Annotated in this window: 17 protein-coding genes; 6 read left to right on the plus strand and 11 right to left on the minus strand. The window is 68.7% G+C overall.

Features of this window, described 5'->3' with window-relative positions:
- Positions 1-45 precede the first annotated feature (45 nt).
- Entirely contained in the window at positions 46-711 is a 666-nt protein-coding gene (locus H8R02_RS02675; RefSeq protein WP_255429125.1) for an HAD family hydrolase, read from the minus strand.
- Between the two features lie 37 nt (positions 712-748).
- Here H8R02_RS02675 and H8R02_RS02680 point away from each other — a divergent pair, with 37 nt between their 5' ends.
- Genes H8R02_RS02680 through H8R02_RS02690 form a run of 3 tightly spaced genes read left to right on the plus strand, consistent with a single transcriptional unit; the run spans position 749 to position 4,323 of the window.
- Positions 749-1,933, plus strand: coding sequence for an MFS transporter (locus H8R02_RS02680; protein ID WP_187079795.1), 1,185 nt, complete (start codon positions 749-751; stop codon positions 1,931-1,933).
- 42 nt (positions 1,934-1,975) lie between these two features.
- Entirely contained in the window at positions 1,976-3,688 is a 1,713-nt protein-coding gene (locus tag H8R02_RS02685) for a tetratricopeptide repeat protein (RefSeq protein ID WP_187079796.1), read from the plus strand.
- A complete protein-coding gene (locus H8R02_RS02690; RefSeq protein WP_187079797.1) occupies positions 3,652-4,323 on the plus strand; it encodes a hypothetical protein in 672 nt (223 codons plus the stop codon). The genes H8R02_RS02685 and H8R02_RS02690 overlap by 37 nt, the downstream gene beginning before the upstream one ends.
- On the opposite strand, the gene H8R02_RS02695 is transcribed toward H8R02_RS02690, so the two are convergent.
- Complete coding sequence (locus H8R02_RS02695) at positions 4,313-4,711, minus strand: YchJ family protein (RefSeq protein WP_187079798.1); 399 nt, start codon at positions 4,709-4,711, stop codon at positions 4,313-4,315. The two genes, H8R02_RS02690 and H8R02_RS02695, sit on opposite strands and share 11 nt — an antisense overlap.
- Before the next feature lie 148 nt (positions 4,712-4,859).
- Here H8R02_RS02695 and H8R02_RS02700 point away from each other — a divergent pair, with 148 nt between their 5' ends.
- Genes H8R02_RS02700 through H8R02_RS30250 form a run of 3 tightly spaced genes read left to right on the plus strand, consistent with a single transcriptional unit; the run spans position 4,860 to position 6,588 of the window.
- Positions 4,860-5,894: a hypothetical protein gene (locus H8R02_RS02700; RefSeq protein WP_187079799.1), complete on the plus strand. Its 1,035-nt coding sequence runs from the start codon at positions 4,860-4,862 to the stop codon at positions 5,892-5,894.
- Positions 5,894-6,463, plus strand: a complete 570-nt coding sequence (locus H8R02_RS02705; RefSeq protein ID WP_187079800.1) for a c-type cytochrome — start codon at positions 5,894-5,896, stop codon at positions 6,461-6,463. The genes H8R02_RS02700 and H8R02_RS02705 overlap by 1 nt, the downstream gene beginning before the upstream one ends.
- Entirely contained in the window at positions 6,460-6,588 is a 129-nt protein-coding gene (locus tag H8R02_RS30250) for a hypothetical protein (protein WP_255429126.1), read from the plus strand. Before H8R02_RS02705 ends, H8R02_RS30250 begins: the two co-directional genes overlap by 4 nt.
- A gap of 4 nt (positions 6,589-6,592) precedes the next feature.
- Here the strand turns inward: H8R02_RS30250 and H8R02_RS02710 are convergent, their stop codons facing one another.
- The 9 genes from H8R02_RS02710 to can form a co-directional block, all read right to left on the minus strand.
- A complete protein-coding gene (locus H8R02_RS02710; RefSeq protein WP_187079801.1) occupies positions 6,593-7,165 on the minus strand; it encodes a GNAT family N-acetyltransferase in 573 nt (190 codons plus the stop codon).
- Between the two features lie 14 nt (positions 7,166-7,179).
- Entirely contained in the window at positions 7,180-8,439 is a 1,260-nt protein-coding gene (locus H8R02_RS02715) for an adenylate/guanylate cyclase domain-containing protein (RefSeq protein ID WP_187079802.1), read from the minus strand.
- Positions 8,436-9,704, minus strand: a complete 1,269-nt coding sequence (locus H8R02_RS02720; protein WP_187079803.1) for an adenylate cyclase — start codon at positions 9,702-9,704, stop codon at positions 8,436-8,438. The genes H8R02_RS02715 and H8R02_RS02720 overlap by 4 nt, the downstream gene beginning before the upstream one ends.
- A 69-nt stretch (positions 9,705-9,773) precedes the next feature.
- A complete protein-coding gene (locus tag H8R02_RS02725; RefSeq protein ID WP_187079804.1) occupies positions 9,774-10,901 on the minus strand; it encodes an acyl-CoA dehydrogenase family protein in 1,128 nt (375 codons plus the stop codon).
- 2 nt (positions 10,902-10,903) lie between these two features.
- Positions 10,904-11,569 carry an SDR family oxidoreductase gene (locus H8R02_RS02730; RefSeq protein ID WP_187079805.1) on the minus strand — a complete coding sequence of 222 codons (666 nt, stop codon included), beginning with the start codon at positions 11,567-11,569 and terminating at the stop codon, positions 10,904-10,906.
- A 24-nt stretch (positions 11,570-11,593) separates the two neighbouring features.
- Complete coding sequence (locus tag H8R02_RS02735) at positions 11,594-12,775, minus strand: acetyl-CoA C-acyltransferase (RefSeq protein WP_187079806.1); 1,182 nt, start codon at positions 12,773-12,775, stop codon at positions 11,594-11,596.
- Complete coding sequence (locus H8R02_RS02740) at positions 12,768-13,274, minus strand: hypothetical protein (protein WP_187079807.1); 507 nt, start codon at positions 13,272-13,274, stop codon at positions 12,768-12,770. Before H8R02_RS02740 ends, H8R02_RS02735 begins: the two co-directional genes overlap by 8 nt.
- Positions 13,271-15,079 (minus strand): bifunctional isocitrate dehydrogenase kinase/phosphatase, encoded by a 1,809-nt coding sequence (gene aceK, locus H8R02_RS02745; RefSeq protein WP_187079808.1) that lies wholly within the window; start codon positions 15,077-15,079, stop codon positions 13,271-13,273. The genes H8R02_RS02740 and aceK overlap by 4 nt, the downstream gene beginning before the upstream one ends.
- A gap of 2 nt (positions 15,080-15,081) precedes the next feature.
- On the minus strand, positions 15,082-15,741 hold the full coding sequence (gene can, locus H8R02_RS02750) for a carbonate dehydratase (RefSeq protein WP_187079809.1): 660 nt from the start codon (positions 15,739-15,741) through the stop codon (positions 15,082-15,084).
- Positions 15,742-15,762: the final 21 nt, after the last annotated feature.

Genomic DNA, 15,762 nt, shown 5'->3' on the forward strand with positions numbered 1-15,762 from the left:
AGGCCCGTGACCTGCGGGCCACCGGCCTCATCGCCCGCAACGCGCCTACAAGAGTTCCCGGACCTGGCGCAGGTCTTCCACGACGAAGGCGGCACCGGCCGCGCGCAGTAGCGCGCCGCCGTCATGCCCGGGCACCGGCGGGCTGTAGCCGATCACCGTGGCGCCGGCAGCGACACCGGCCGTGGTGCCCACCGTGGTGTCTTCCACGACCACGCATCGCTTCGGGTCGGCACCGAGGGCGCTCGCCGCGGCGAGGTACACATCGGGCGCCGGCTTCGAGCGCGGCAGGTCGTGGCCGCTGAACAGCCGGCCTTCGAAGTACTGCATGAGGCCGCACTTGCGCAGCTGCAGTTCCGCCTTGCCGCGGTCGGCCCCCGTGGCACACGCGATGCGCCCCTCGAAGCGTGCATGAAGCTCGGCAACCACTTCGACCGCATGCGGGATCGGCCCGACCCGCAGTTCGAGCTGCTCGTTGCGCCGCGCGCGGAAGCTCGCGAGCCACTCTTCGGTCAGCGGCCGCCCGGTGCTCGCCTCGATGATCGCCTTCTCGTCCTTGAGCGCCTTGCCGAGGAAGATCCGCATGCACTCGGCGGCGGTGAGCTTCCAGCCGATCTCCTCCAGCATGTCGCGCAGCACGCCATTGGTGATGCTCTCGCTGTCCACCAGCACGCCGTCGCAGTCGAACAGCACGGCTTCGTATTTCGGGTTCAAATCGGGGTCCTTTCGCCAACAAGGATCGTAGCAACCGTTGGACACCCCCGCCCGCATCCTGCCCGTGATCGTGCTTGCGCAGTTCGCGGGCACGTCGCTGTGGTTCGCCGTCAATGCCGTGCTGCCCGACCTGCAGCGGGCGTGGTCGCTCCCACCCGCCGCACTGGCGACGCTGACCTCTGCCGTGCAACTGGGCTTCGTGGCGGGCACGCTCGTGTTCGCGCTGCTCATGCTGGCGGACCGGTTCCGCCCGACGCGCGTGTTCCTCGTGTGCTCCCTGCTGGGCGCACTGGCGAACGCGGCCGTGCTGCTGCTGGACGGGCAGTACGCGCTGCTCGTCGGGTTGCGCTTTGCGGTCGGCTTCCTGCTCGCCGGTATCTACCCGGTGGGCATGAAGATCGCCGCGAGCTGGTACCGCGAGGGCCTCGGTGCCGCGCTGGGCGTGCTGATCGCGGCGCTGGTGCTGGGCACGGCCCTGCCGCACGGCCTGCGTGCGCTGGCTGCCGCGAACGTGGGCGATGGGCTGCCGCCATGGCGCATCGTCGTGATCGGCGTGTCGCTGCTGGCCGCGCTCGGCGGCGTGGCGACGGCGTTTCTGGTGCCGGAGCGGCCCCCCGTCCAGGGCGCGCCGATCCGCATCGCCGCGCTGGGCGCTATCGTCGCCCAGCCGCGGCTGCGCGCGTCGGTGTTCGGTTACTTCGGCCACATGTGGGAGCTGTACTCGCTTTACGCACTGGTGCCCACCATCGCAGCCGTGCGAGTGGCGGCGGACGGGGTGAGCGCAATGTCGTTCTGGGCGATCGCGGCCGGGGCCGTCGGCTGCGCGGGCGGCGGGCTGGTGGCGCGGCGCATCGGCAGCGCGCGCGTGGCGCAGTGGCAACTGGCGGTCAGTGGCGCATGCTGCATTGCAGCGCCACTGGCGTTGCAGGCGCCCTTCCCGCTGTTCGTGGCCTGGCTGCTGCTGTGGGGCGTGACGGTGGCCGGCGATTCGCCGCAGTTCTCCGCGCTCACGGCCCGCAACGCGCCGCCGGGCGTGACGGGCAGCGTGCTGACTTTCACCAACTGCATCGGTTTTGCCATCTCCGTGGCCAGCATCGAGGTGTTCGTGCGCGCCGCCCAGGCGGCGCCGCTCGAGACGGTGCTGCCCTGGCTGGCGCTCGGGCCGGTGCTGGGCCTGTGGGCGCTGGCGCCGCTCGCCCGGCAGGAGCGCGCCACGGGCTGACAGCGCCGGCGCCGGCGTGCATACTGGCGTGACGGAGCCGTTATGCGAAATACGTCGTCGTTGGTTCGCCGGACTGCTGTTGCCCTGGCTTGCGCGGCCGCGCTCGGCTCGTGCGCGCAGCTGGAACCCTTCGCGCCCGACCTGAAGGCCACCGCGCCGCGGCTGTCCGGCTTCGGCACGTCCACGATCGCCATCACCTCCGCGTCCGACCGCGCCCGCGCGCTCTTCAACGACGGCGTGCTGCAGGCCTACGCGTTCAACGAAGTGGAAGCGGTTCGCATGTTCAAGGCCGCGCTCGCGCAGGACCCAGCCTGCGCGATGTGTGCCTGGGGCGTGGCGTGGCAGCTCGGCCCGAACATCAACAATTCCAGCCGCAAGCAGGCGGCCGAAGCGCTGCAGTACGTCGGCTACGCGATGAAGCATGCGGCCGCGGCCACGCCACGCGAGCGCGCGCTGATCGAGTCGCTGGCCGTGCGCTATGCGCACCCGAGCGCCGCGCGCGAGACCGCGCCGTACACGGCCGTGTGCGGCGCCAAGCGCGAGGACGGCAGCGAGCCGCCGCATCCGCTGGACATCGCGTACGCCGCCCGCATGCGCACGCTCGCGGATGCCTACCCTGCCGATCCCGACATTGCTTCGCTGTATGCCGAAGCCGAGATCATCGCCACCGACGCCGACAACGGCTGGACGCGCGACGGCAAGCCCAACGGCCGCATCGGCGAAGTGCTCGACCGCGTGGAGAAGCTGCTGCCCTCGCACACCACGCACACCGGCCTGAACCACTACATGGTCCACCTCGCGGACGGCGCGGCGCCCGCACGCCGCGCGGTCGCCGCCGCGGACCGGCTCGCGCAGCTCGCGCCGCAGTCGCCACACCTCGTGCACATGCCTTCCCATATCTACGTGCACGTGGGCCGCTACGACGACGCCGCGCGGGTGAACCAGCTGGCCGAGACGGCCGAGGCCGCGCTCGACGCGACGCACAAGGCGCAGGGCTTCGAGACGACGAAGGACTGGCGCGGCCACAACCGGCACTTCCTCTGGTACGCGGCCATCATGGCCGGGCGCGATGACGTGGCGCTGGACGCGGCGGCCAAGGTGGCAGCGATGCTGGACGGCTCGCCGCTCTATTTCGCGGAATACACGCGCAGCCTGCGGCTGCTGACGCTCGTGCGCATGGAGCAGTGGGACCGCGTGCTCGCCGAGCCGCTGCCGCCAGGCGACAAGGGCGTCACGCAGCTGTGGTACGAGCATGCGCGCGGCATCGCGCAGGCGCGGCTGGGGCGCATGGACGAGGCGCAGGCCTCGCTCGCGCGCCTGCAGGCGCTCGCGACATCGATGCGCGGCAACGCGGCGCTCAACCCGCGGCAGAAGGCTCTCGTGGCCACGCACACCGGCATCGCGGAGGCGGGGCTGCAGGCGCAGGTCGCCGCGGCGCGCCGCAACTTCGCCGAAGCCATCTCGCACCAGCAGGCGGCGATGAAGGCCGCGCAGAAGTCCGACCAGCGCGAGCCGCCGGAGTTCGCCGACGGCACGCTCATCGCGCTGGGCGACATCCAGCTCGCCGCGGGGCGCGCGGCCGAAGCGGAAGCGACCTTCCGCACCGCGCTCGAAGAGCACCCCGGCAGCGGCTGGGCGTTGCGCGGGCTCGCTCGCGCGTTGCAGGCACAGGGCAAGGCCGCGGAGGCATCGGTTGCGCGGCAACAGATGGAGCGTGCGTGGCCGCAAGCGGCCGCGGCGCTGCGGAGGGTGTGATGGTGCGGCACCTCGTTGCTTTCGGGCTGGCCTTCGTGTGCATCAGCGCGCAGGCCGGCATCGTGCGCGAAGCCGCGGGGCGCGTGATCGTCAGCGGCCAGATCGCGCCCGAGGACGCATCGCGCCTGCTCGACCTGCTGGCGCGCAACCCCGGCATCGACACGGTGCTGTTCCACGAATGCCGGGGCGGCACGCTCGGCGCAGCGAACGCCTTTGCCACGATCATCCGGGACCGCAAGCTCAAGACACTGGCTGCCGGCCAGTGCACGTCCGCCTGCGCGCTCGCCTTCCTCGCGGGCGTGCCGCGCCGCTTCGAAGCCGTGCCGGGCTTCAGCATGATCGGCCTGCACGCGCCGCGCCTGCCGGACAGCAGCGGCCCGTCATCCGATGCCGTGAGCCAGAAGATGCTGCAGTGGGTGGAGCGCGCCACCGGCGGCAAGTTGAGCAAGGAAGTGATGGACCTGATCGCGTCGTCGTGGGCGCCCGCGTCCGGCGTGATGTTCATGAGCTACAACGTGGGCAGCGTGCGCATGTCGCGCACCGTCTATTGCGACGGCACGCAGGACGGCACGCTGGAGAAGTGCCGCACATTGCGCGGTGCCGATGCGCTCTCGCAGGGCATCGTCACGGAGTGACGTCCCCGTCCACGTAGTACCAGCGCCCGTCCTCCTCGCGCACGAAGCGGCTGCGCTCGTGCAGGCGCACCGCACGGCCCCCGACGCGGTAGCGCGCGATGAACTCCACTTCGGCATGGTTCTCGTCGACGACGCGATGCTCACGCACGTCGAGGCCCAGCCAACGAGCAGCAGGGTCGAACTGCACATCCGCGGGCCGCGTGCTCGCATGCCACGTCGCCAGCAGGTAAACCTCGTCCTGCCGCACGAACGCGCAATAGCGCGAGCGCATCAGCGACTCGGCATCGGGCGCGGGCGTGTCGTCGAAGTGGCCGACGTAGCGGCCGCAACAGCGCTCGAATGGCAGCGCACGGCCCTTCGCATCGCGCCGCCCGCAAGGGCAATCCATCGTTTCTCCTTCGCCGCGGCTGTGAAGCAGTTCACATACACCGCATGGCGCGGCCAGTTTAAGAAAGTTTTCAGGTGGGCTTAGCGAATAGTTAAGAACGGTGCGCGAGCCGGCGCCGCACACTGGCGGCCTTCCCAACGGAGACCCCATGCCTGCCCCGGCCGCCATCGCCCGGGCCTTCGCGGCCCTTTGCCTCGCGTGCATCGCATACGTCACGTTCGCCCATGCGGACGACGCGCCGCTGCCTGCGCGGCTGGCGGATACCGGCATCGATGGGGCGAACGTGATCCCGTTCTCGCCGCAATACCCGCTGTGGTCCGACGGCGCCGGCAAGCGCCGGTGGATCGCGCTGCCGCGCGGCGCGCATGTGGATGCGTCGCGCGCGGACGAGTGGCAGTTCCCGCCCGGCACGAAACTCTGGAAGGAGTTCGCCGTCGGCGGCAAACCTGTGGAGACGCGCTACATCGAACGCCTGTCGAACGGCGATTGGCGCTTCGCCGCCTACGTGTGGAACGAATCGGGCACCGAAGCAACGCTCGCTTCGCCGCGCGGCGCGAGCGTGCCCGTGGCCGACGCGCCCAACGGCCGCTACCTCGTGCCGTCGCGAGGCGACTGCCTGGCGTGCCACGCCAGCGCGCCGGTGCCCGTGCTCGGCTTCTCGGCGCTGCAGCTTTCGCCCGATCGCGACCCGCTGGCGCCGGGCGGGCGGCCGCGCACGCAAGGCGAGATCGATCTGCGCGCACTGGTCGCGAGCGGTGTCGTGCGCAACCTGCCGCCATCGCTCGCCGACAAGCCGCCGCGCATCGAAGCCACGACGCCCGTCGAGCGCGCCGCGCTCGGCTACCTGCACGCCAACTGCGGCCACTGCCACAACACGGGCGAGCAGCGCGTGCCGCTGAAGCTCACGCTCGCTCAGCGCGCCGGCGATGCACGTGCGTCGCACGACGAAGTGCTGCGCACCACGATCGACAGCATGAGCCGCTGGCGCCCCGCCGGCAGCGACGATGCCCGCGTCGTGGTCCCCGGCCACGCCGGCGCGAGCGTGCTCGCGCAGCGCATGCGTTCTCGGCATCCGCAGGTGCAGATGCCGCCGCTGGGCACGCAACTGCCCGACACCGAAGGCCTGGCGCTGCTCACGCGCTGGATCGACGAAGACCTCCCCACCCGCAAGGAAACCCGATGATGAAACTTCGACTCTCGCTCTTCGCCCTCGCCGCCGTGCTCGCCGGCAGCGCCTTCGCTTCCGAGAAGGACGCGAAGGAATTGGCCGTGAAAGTGGCGCGCGGCAAGTACCTCGTGCACACCTCGGCCTGCATGGACTGCCACACGCCGCTGAAGATGGGCGCGAACGGCCCCGAGCCGGACATGAGCCGCCTGCTCTCCGGCCACCCGCAGGACGTGCGCGTGCCGCCCGCGCCCGCCGTCGCGGAGAACAGCTTCTGGAACGTGATCGCCGGCGCGACCATGACCGCGTGGATCGGCCCCTGGGGCACGAGCTTCACCGCAAACCTCACGCCCGACCCCGATACGGGCCTGGGCAACTGGACCGAGCGCGACTTCCGCGAGACCATCCGCACCGGCCGCCACATGGGCCGCGGCCGCCCGGTGCTGCCGCCGATGCCGATCCCCGTCTACCAGAACTTCACGGACGACGACCTCGGCGCGATCTTCGCTTACCTGCGCACCATCCCCGCGGTGAAGAACCGCGTGCCGGAGCCGCTGCCGCCCGCGGCGGCCAAAGCGTCGCGATGAACCCCAGGCGCATGCTGGTCGAGATCGGCATCGCCGTCGCGGTGGTCGTGCTGGCTTGCGGCATGCAGGTGCTGGTGCCGCGGCTGGCGGTCTACGTGGTGGACCACTGGCCGGTGCGCCGCTGAAACCTCAAGCGCAAGCGGGGGTGAGCTCAACACGGTAGCGCAGGCCCACGTGGCTGCCGGCGTACTGCGAGGGCTTCTCGAACTGTTCGAGCAGCACGCCGCCGTTGGCGAGGATCACGCGCTGGGACGCACGGTTCTCGAGGTCCGTCGTGATGTCGACCCAGCGCAGGCCTTCGGCCTTCGCGTGGACGAGCATCTGTGCGAGCGCGGCCTTCGCGTAGCCGCGTTCGCGCTTCCACGGCACCACCCCGTAGCCGATGTGGCCCAGGCAGTAGGGCGGCAGCGCCTCGGTGCCGCGTTGCCAGCGCATCCCGATGGAGCCGCAGAACTCGCCGTCCCACATCCACATGACGAAGCCGGGCAATCGCGGCACCGTGCTGCCGTCCGGCAGGCGAATCGGTGCGCCAAGGGCTTCGCGGTCGGTCAGGCCGGCGACGAACGCCTGCGCATCGCGCTCGATGGCTTCGAGCTGCTCGGCGGCGGCCGCGGCACCGCGGGCGTTGTCGGGCGACCAGCCGCGCCTGAGCGCGTCGGTGTAGGCGGCGAGGTAGCCGGGGGCGGGTGTGACGAGCTGCATTCGGGATCACGCTCCTAGGCACTGAGTACAAGGAACGTCTCCATGGTTCCCTTGCCCTTCACTTCCACCGGCCCGCGCGGGTGCAACGAGAATTCGCCGTCCAGGCAAGAGGCGGTCGCCTGCGAGCAGTGCACCGCGCCCGCCACGCCTGAACTTTCCATCCGGCTGGCCGTGTTGACCGTGTCGCCCCACAGGTCGTAGCTGAACTTGCTGCGGCCGATGACGCCGGCCACGACCGGGCCGCTGTGCAGGCCGATGCGCACCTGCAGCGCCTCGCCCGTTTCGTCGGCGGCGCGCGCGACGCGCTCGATCATGGCGAGCGCCATGCGCGCAGCGCGCAGCGCGTGGTCGGGCTGCGACTCGGGCAGGCCGGCGACGGCCATGTACGCGTCGCCGATCGTCTTGATCTTCTCCAGGCCGTGCTGCGCCGCGAGTGAATCGAAATCGGTGAACACGCGATCGAGCAGGTCGACGAGCTGCGCGGGCGTCTTGCGGGCCGACAGCGGTGTGAAGCCGACGATGTCCGCGAAGAGCACAGTGACGGGCTCGGCGTGCTCCGCGATCCGCTCGGTCGATGCCTTCAGCCGCTGCGCGATCGCGCCGGGCAGGATGTTGAGCAGCAGGCCCTCGGCACGCGCATGCTCGCGCTGCATCGCCTCGCGCGCGATGAACTCGCGGCGGTTGGCCAGGTCCATCTGGTAGCAGATGAAGACGCCCCACACGTTGATCATCGTCAGCCAGAACAGGTGCCGCAGGAGGTCGATCGCCGGCATCCAGCCGGCCAGTCCGACAACCAGCGCATACAGCAGCACGCACGAGGTGCCCGCGATGGTGGCCGGTACGATCCGCAGCCGCAGCAGGCCATAGAGCGCGAAGAGCTGGTTGAGCAGCAGCATGAAGCCGCGGTGCTGCAGGAACTCCGCCGGCATCCGGCTCATCACGGCCAGCAGGGCCGATGCGAAGACGAGGTTGGCGGCGACACCCGCGGCCTGCGGATGCCGCACGGTGACGGGCGCATACGACGCGGCATACATCAGCGCGAAGAAGCCCCACACGAACAAGCCCCCGTACAGCACCTGGTCGGTGCCGAGCATGTGCTGCGGCACGAAGAGGTGGAGCAGCAGCGTGGTGAGGACCGTGAGCACCATGCCGCCGATCGACCCGAGCCGGCCGTAACGCATCGTGTGGCCGTCCTCGGCATCGCGATAGCGGCGCTCGAGCGCCGCGTCCGCGAAGTGCAGCGTGAGGCGGTGCAGCGGTGCGCCGGCGATCATGCCGCGCCCAGCACGAGGAACGTCTCCATGGTGCCCTTGCCCTTGACTTCGACTGGCCCGCGCGAGCGCACGGCGAAGTCGCCGTCGAGGTGGCGGGCTGTGGCCTGCGTGCAGTGCACGGCGCCCGGCACGCCCGAGCTCTCCATGCGGCTCGCGGTGTTGACGGTGTCGCCCCAGAGGTCGTAGCTGAACTTGCTGCGGCCGATCACGCCGGCCACGACCGCGCCCGTGTGCATGCCGATGCGCACCTGCAGCGGCTCGCCGGCTGTCTGCGCCGCGCGTTCGACGTGCTCGACCATCGCCAGCGCCATGCGCGCGGCGCGCATCGCGTGGTCGGGCTGTGCGTGCGGCAGCCCGGCGACGGCCATGTACGCGTCGCCGATCGTCTTGATCTTCTCCAGCCCGTGTTCGGCCGCGAGTTCGTCGAAGCCCGTGAACACCTCGTCGAGCAGCTCGACCAGTTCAGCCGGCTTCTTGCGCGCCGACAGCGGTGTGAACCCCACGATGTCCGCGAAGAGCACCGTGACGGGGTCGGCATGTTCGGCGATCCGCTCGCGCGACGACTTCAGCCGCTCGGCGATCGGCGCGGGCAGGATGTTGAGCAGCAGGCCGTCGGCGCGTTCGCGCTCTCGCTGCACCTGCAGCGCCGACGCGTATTCGCGACGCAGCGAGCGCTCCACCTGGTAGCAAATGACGCTCCCCCACACGTTGCAGGCCGCCAGCCAGAACACCTGCCGCACCAGGTACATGTCGCCGATGACGTGCCAGTACTTCATCGCGGCGACGTACAGCACGAGCGAGCCCCAGCCGGCCGCGAGCGCGGGCAACAGCCGCATGCGCAACAGGCTGTAGATCGTGAAGGTGTGCAGCACCAGGAACATGAAGCCGCGGTTCGCGACGAAATCGGGCTCCAGGTGGCGCAGGCCCGAGGCCAGCCACCCGGACGCGGAAGCGCACAGCGCGGCGAGCGCGACCTGGGGATGCGCCTGGAACGGGCGGGTGAAGGTCACGCCGTAGACGAGCACGCAAGCCACCGTGACGACCACGCCGGACACCCAGACGTCGGCCCAGTTGAGCAGGTGCCGAAGCGGCTCGGGAATCACCGCGAGGGACAGGCACGCAAACACGAAGAGCAGCGCGCCGACCAGGGTGCCGAAGCGCATCGTGCGCACCGACTTGTCGTCCTCGGCTTCGCGGAAGCTGCGCTCCAGCGCCGCGTCCTTGAAGCGCAGGGTGAAGCGGTCGAGGGAAACGTCCGTGCCCATCCGCAGGCATGCTATGCCCGGCGGCGTGCAACGCCAAGTGCTTTCCGTCGCCGCCGGGGCGAGCCCGCTTCAGAGACCCCGCTGGATGATGATCTTCTGCACGTCGCTCGTGCCTTCGTAGATCTGGCACACGCGCACGTCCCGGTAGATTCGCTCGACGGGGAAGTCGCTGACGTAGCCATAGCCGCCGAGCGTCTGGATCGCGGCGCTGCAGACCTGCTCCGCGGTCTCGCTGGCGAACAGCTTGGCCATCGCGGCTTCCTTGAGGCAGGGCTGGCCTGCATCGCGCAAGGAAGCAGCGTGCCAGATCAGCTGGCGCGCAGCTTCGAGCCTGGTGGCGCATTCGGCGAGGCGAAAGCCGACGGCCTGGTGGTTGATGATGGCCGTGCCGAAGCTCTCGCGCTCCTTGGCATAGTTGATCGCGACTTCGAGCGCGCTGCGCGCCATGCCCACAGACTGCGATGCGATGCCGATGCGGCCGCCTTCGAGGGTCGAGAGGGCGATCTTGTAGCCCTCGCCCTCCTCGCCGACCAGGTTCTCGGCAGGGATGCGGCAGTTCTCGAAGTTGACCTGCGCCGTGTCGCTGGAACGCTGGCCGAGTTTCTCCTCCAGGCGAGCAACCACGTAGCCGGGCGTGTCGGTGGGCACGAGGAAGGCGCTCATCCCGCGCTTGCCGGCGCCCTTGTCGGTCACCGCGATGACGACGGCGAGGTGCCCGTACTTGCCGCTCGTGATGAATTGCTTGACGCCGTTGATGACGTACGAGTCGCCGTCTTTCGTCGCCGTCGTACGCAGCGCCGATGCGTCGCTGCCCACGTGCGGCTCGGTGAGGCAGAAGACACCAAGCAGTTCGCCGGCTGCAAGCCGCGTGAGCCACTTCTTCTTCTGCGCCGCATTGCCGTAGCGCATGAGGATGGCGTTCACCGGGCAGTTGGTCACGCTGATCGCCGTGCTGGTCCCACCGTCGCCGGCGGCGATCTCTTCCAGCACGAGCGCAAGTGTGAGGTAGTCGAGCCCCGCACCGCCGAACTCCTCCGGCACGCAGATGCCATAAGCGCCGAGCGCGGCGAGGCCCTGGTGCGCTTCGCGCGGGAAGGTGTGGTCGCGGTCCCATTGCGGCGCGTTGGGCCACAGCTCTTCCTGCGCGAACGCACGCACGGCGTCGCGGATCATGGTCTGGTCTTGGGTGAGGATCATCGTCAGAAGCCGTCGAAGCGCCGGCCGTCGTAGTTGAGGAAGGCTCCCTGGTGCTTCTTCGTCAGGCCTTCGATGGTCTTGCGCATCGCCGTGACGCTGCGCTCCACGGTGAGCGGCGCGCTCGCGCCGCCCATGTCGGTCTTCACCCAGCCCGGGCTGATGGCGACCATCACCGCTTTCGGGTAATCGGGTTGGGCGGCAGCCACCGTCATGTTCAGTGCGGCCTTGCTCGCGCGGTAGACCCAGCTGTAGCTGGAGCCCACGCCCGCGATGTAGCCCATCTCGCTGCTGATGAAGACGAAGCGGCCTTTCGCGGCTTCCACGAGCGGGGCGACCTGCACGATGGACTGCATGGCGCCCCACACGTTGGTGCGCATCACGCTGTCGAATTCGTCCAGTGCGGGCGATTGCGTCGCACCGCCGCGGGACATGACGCCCGCGACGTAGATCGCGAGGTCGATCTTCTCGCCGTCGAGTTGCCAGCCGAGCGTGCTGATGCTGGCGGGGTCGGTGACGTCGACGTGCAAGGGCTCGGCGCCGAGCTCTTCGAGCTGCGCAAGAGCGTCGGTGCTGCGCGCAGTGGCGATGACACGGTCGCCGGCATCGCGGTACTGGCGCGCGAACTCGAGGCCGATGCCGCGGGAGGCGCCGATGATCAGGACGTGCATGAACTCCTCACGCCTGAGCGAGCGTCAAACCAGCTCGATCGCGACAGCCGTCGCCTCGCCACCACCGATGCACAGCGTCGCCACACCGCGCTTGCCACCACGCGCCTTCAGCGCGTGGATCAGCGTCACCATGATCCGCGCGCCGGAGGCGCCGATCGGGTGACCGAGCGCACACGCACCGCCGTTCACGTTCACGATGTCGTGCGAGATCTTCAGCTCCTCCATCAGCGCCATCGGCACCACCGCAAACGCCTCGTTCACTTCCCACAGGTCCACGTCGCCGACCTTCCAGCCGGTCTTGGCCAGCAGCTTCTGGGTCGCGCCGACCGGCGCGGTGGAGAACCACTCCGGCTCCTGCGCGTGCGTGGTGTGCGCCACGATGCGCGCGAGCGGCTTGGCGCCGAGGCGCTTGGCGGTGCTCTCGGTCATCATCACCAGCGCCGCTGCGCCGTCGTTGATCGAAGAAGAAGATGCTGCCGTGATGGTGCCGTCCTTCTTGAACGCGGGCTTGAGCTGCGGGATCTTGTCCAGCTTGACCTTGCCCGGGCCTTCGTCGATGGCGACGACGCGCTCGCCCGCGCGGTCCTTCACCGTCACGGGCGTGATCTCGGCCGCGAACGCGCCCGACTCCGTGGCCTTCTTCGCGCGCACCACCGATGCCGTTGCGAAAGCGTCCTGCGCCTCGCGCGAGAACTTGTACTTCGCGGCGCAGTCTTCGCCGAACGTGCCCATGCTGCGGCCCGGCTGGTAAGCGTCTTCCAGGCCGTCCAGCATCATGTGGTCGTAGATCTTGTCGTGGCCCATGCGGTAGCCGCCCCGGCCCTTGAGCATGAGGTACGGCGCATTGGTCATGCTCTCCATGCCGCCCGCCACCATGATCTCGTGCGTGCCGGCCAGCAGCATGTCGTGCGCGAACATCGCGGCCTTCATGCCGCTGCCGCACATCTTGCTCATGGTGACGGCGCCGGTGCTCTTGGGCAGGCCGGCCTTGAAGACCGCCTGCCGCGCGGGTGCCTGGCCCTGGCCGGCGATGAGGCAGTTACCGAACACCACTTCGCCGACCGAGTCACCCGGGATGCCGGCGCGCTCGACGGCGGCGCGGATCGCGGCGCCACCCAGGTCGTGCGCGGCGAGGGAAGAGAAGTCGCCCTGGAAGCCGCCCATGGGGGTGCGGGCGGCGCCGACGATGACGATGGATTCAGCCATGTGTTGCTCCTGAAGATGGAAGGATGATCGCGCCGCGCTCTTCAGACGCGATGCGACGGATGTAGTCCTGGAAAGCGGCGTCCTCGCCGCGCAGCAGCAGCGGCAGGGCGTTGTGGAAGTCCTCGCGGCGGCACCACTCGCGCATGTAGTCGTCCCAGCTGTTCCAGCGCCGCGCCTCGGCTTCGTTCATCCGGGGCTTGTAAGCGACGAGGTAGGCGCGCTCGAACAGCGAGATCAGCATGTCGAAGATGACCAGCATGCGCTCGTTCTGCTCCGTCGTGGGCTGGGGCAGCGGCTCGTTGGTGCGCAGGTGCAGGTCCGGGTTGGCCAGCACGATCTTGAGGAAGTCGTTGTACGCGTTGGAAAGCAGTTGGTACTGCTCCTCGTCCTCGTTGTCGCGCTCCTTGCGCTGCTCCCACGCGAAGAAGAGGATGGCGAATGGCAGGCCCAGCGCGGTGACGACGAAGCTCGCCAGTTCCCATGCGTCCCGGGCGCTCATACATTCGCGGCCTCGGGCTGCGGCTGCAGCTTGCGCACGAAGCGCTTGTCGCGCTCGTACGGGAACACGTCGTGCACGTGCCCCGCCTGGATGCGTTCCTTGTGCTTCTGCCAGAACTCGGGGTCCAGCAAATCGCCGTGGTGCTTGAGGAACACCTCCTTGACCGCGTCGTTGCCCAGCAGGAAAGGCCCGAAGGTCTCCGGGAAGATGTCGTGCGGGCCGACCTTGTACCAGACCTCGCCCGAAAGCTCGTCTTCCTCGTTGCGGGCCTCGGGGACCTTGCGGAAGTTGCAGGTGGTGATGTACTCGATCTCGTCGTAGTCGTAGAACACCACCTTGCCGTTGCGCGTGACGCCGAAGTTCTTCCACAGCATGTCGCCGGGGAAGATGTTGGCGGCCACGAGGTCCTTGATGGCGTTGCCGTACTCGATGACCGCGCGCTCGATCTGCTCGTGGGCGTTCGAGTCGAACGCCTCCTGCAGGTAGATGTTCAGCGGGATCATGCGGCGCTCGATGTACAGGTGCTTGATGACCACCTCTTCCATCCCGTCGCCGTCGCGGTCGGAGATCTCCAGCTGGCTCGGCGCGAACTTCTGGATCTCCGCGAGCAGCTCCTCGTCGAAACGGGCGCGGTCGAAGGCCACTTCACTGTACTCCAGCGTGTCGGCCATGCGGCCCACGCGGTCATGCTGCTTCACGAGCAAATACTTGCCCTGGATCTGCTCGCGCGTGGTGTCCTTCTGCGGCGGGTAGTAGTCCTTGATGAGCTTGAAGACGTACGGGAACGACGGCAGGTCGAACACCAGCATCACCATGCCCTTGATGCCCGGCGCTATGCGGAACTTGTCGCTGCTGTGCTTCAGGTGGTAGAGGAAGTCGCGGTAGAAGAGCGTCTTGCCCTGCTTCGCGAGCCCGAGCGCGTTGTAGATCTCGTTGCGCGGCTTGCGCGGCATGAGCGAGCGCAGGAACTGCACGTACGCGGCCGGCACTTCCATGTCCACCATGAAGTACGCGCGGGCGAAGGAGAACAGCGCCTGCAGGTCGTCCTCGCCGAACAGGCAGGCGTCGATGATCAGTTTTCCGGACTTGTTGTGCAGGATCGGCAAGGCGAACGGCAGTTCGTTGAAACCGTTGATGATCTTGCCGACCACGTAGGCGCCTTTGTTGCGGAAAAACAAGGACGACAACACCTGGATCTGGAAATTCGCGCGCAGGCGGACCTGCGCGAGGCGCCCGCTCATGGCTTCGAGCACGAAGCTCGCGTCGCGCTCCAGGTTGTCGAACGCGCGGCCGAGGCGGAAGTTGTCGACGATGCGAACGATGGTCTCGTGCATCGTCTCGGCCGTCGGGTAGTACGCGCGGTAGGTGGGCGTTGCGGCCGGCTCGTCGTTCTCGATGTACTCCGTGCTCACCGCCGGCCGCACGAAGATGAAGTCGTTGTGGAAATACGTGCGGTGCAGGATCTTGGTGGTGACCGAGTTGAAGAAGGTCTCCGCCAGCTCCGGCTGGTGGTGGTCGATCAGGAGGCCGATGTAGTGCAGCTTGACCTGCTGCCACACCTCCATCGGTTGCTCGCCCGCCTTGAATTCCTTTTCGAGGCGCAGCGTCGCCTCCTTCACGCGCAGGTCGTAGAACTGGATGCGCTCGCGCTGCGCGCGCTGCTGGCCGTGCCAGTCCGCCGTCTCGAAGCGGTGCTTGGCGCGCGCGGACTCGGTGCGGAACAGCCGGTAGTGGCGGTTGAAGCCGTCGAGCATCGCCTTGGCGATGTCGTAGGCCTGGGGCGAGTCGAGGCGCTGCGGGAACATGGCTAGGAATGCGTCGCCATCACGCCTTCGATGGCGGCGCGGTAGACGGGCTCGATCGAGTCGTGGCTGGACACGGTCATGTGCAGGTCCTGCAACAGGCCGTCGTGCACGCCGAAGGCCCAGCCGTGGATGGTGACGTTCTGGCCCTTGGCCCACGCGTCGGTCATCACGGTGCTGACGCACACGTTCACCACCTGCTCGATCACGTTCAGGTCCACCAGCGCGTCGCCGCGTTTTTCCGGCGCGATGTTCTCCAGGATGCCGCGGTGGCGGTCACGCACGTCCTGGATATGGCGGATCCAGTTGTCGGCCAGGCCCACGCGCTGGTTGTTCAGCGCCGCCAGCACGCCGCCGCAGCGGTAGTGGCCCACCACCATGATGTGCTCCACCTTCAGCATGTCCACCGCGAACTGGATCGCGGAGAGCGCGTTGAGGTCGGAGTGCACGACCACGTTCGCGACGTTGCGGTGGACGAACACCTCGCCGGGCTCCAGGCCCGTGATCTGGTTGGCCGGCACACGCGAGTCGCTGCAGCCGATCCACATGAACTTGGGCGTCTGCTGCTTGACGAGGCTGGTGAAGAAACCGGGCCGGTCGCGCTCCATCTGCGCGGCCCAGGCACGGTTGTGGGCGAAGAGGTCGTGGATCTGGATGTCGGGCATGAGAGCTATTGTGCTATGCCG

It is taken from the genome of Ramlibacter albus (assembly GCF_014297445.1).
GTDB lineage: Bacteria > Pseudomonadota > Gammaproteobacteria > Burkholderiales > Burkholderiaceae_C > Ramlibacter > Ramlibacter albus.

Coding starts and splice junctions, on each gene's coding strand:
- H8R02_RS02685 (WP_187079796.1), top strand. CDS start 1,976: ATGCGAAATACGTCGTCGTTGGTTCGCCGGACTGCTGTTGCCCTGGCT.
- H8R02_RS02695 (WP_187079798.1), bottom strand. CDS start 4,711: ATGGATTGCCCTTGCGGGCGGCGCGATGCGAAGGGCCGTGCGCTGCCA.
- H8R02_RS02700 (WP_187079799.1), top strand. CDS start 4,860: ATGCCTGCCCCGGCCGCCATCGCCCGGGCCTTCGCGGCCCTTTGCCTC.
- H8R02_RS02705 (WP_187079800.1), top strand. CDS start 5,894: ATGAAACTTCGACTCTCGCTCTTCGCCCTCGCCGCCGTGCTCGCCGGC.
- H8R02_RS30250 (WP_255429126.1), top strand. CDS start 6,460: ATGAACCCCAGGCGCATGCTGGTCGAGATCGGCATCGCCGTCGCGGTG.
- H8R02_RS02710 (WP_187079801.1), bottom strand. CDS start 7,165: ATGCAGCTCGTCACACCCGCCCCCGGCTACCTCGCCGCCTACACCGAC.
- H8R02_RS02715 (WP_187079802.1), bottom strand. CDS start 8,439: ATGATCGCCGGCGCACCGCTGCACCGCCTCACGCTGCACTTCGCGGAC.
- H8R02_RS02720 (WP_187079803.1), bottom strand. CDS start 9,704: ATGGGCACGGACGTTTCCCTCGACCGCTTCACCCTGCGCTTCAAGGAC.
- H8R02_RS02725 (WP_187079804.1), bottom strand. CDS start 10,901: ATGATCCTCACCCAAGACCAGACCATGATCCGCGACGCCGTGCGTGCG.
- H8R02_RS02730 (WP_187079805.1), bottom strand. CDS start 11,569: ATGCACGTCCTGATCATCGGCGCCTCCCGCGGCATCGGCCTCGAGTTC.
- H8R02_RS02735 (WP_187079806.1), bottom strand. CDS start 12,775: ATGGCTGAATCCATCGTCATCGTCGGCGCCGCCCGCACCCCCATGGGC.
- H8R02_RS02740 (WP_187079807.1), bottom strand. CDS start 13,274: ATGAGCGCCCGGGACGCATGGGAACTGGCGAGCTTCGTCGTCACCGCG.
- aceK (WP_187079808.1), bottom strand. CDS start 15,079: ATGTTCCCGCAGCGCCTCGACTCGCCCCAGGCCTACGACATCGCCAAG.
- can (WP_187079809.1), bottom strand. CDS start 15,741: ATGCCCGACATCCAGATCCACGACCTCTTCGCCCACAACCGTGCCTGG.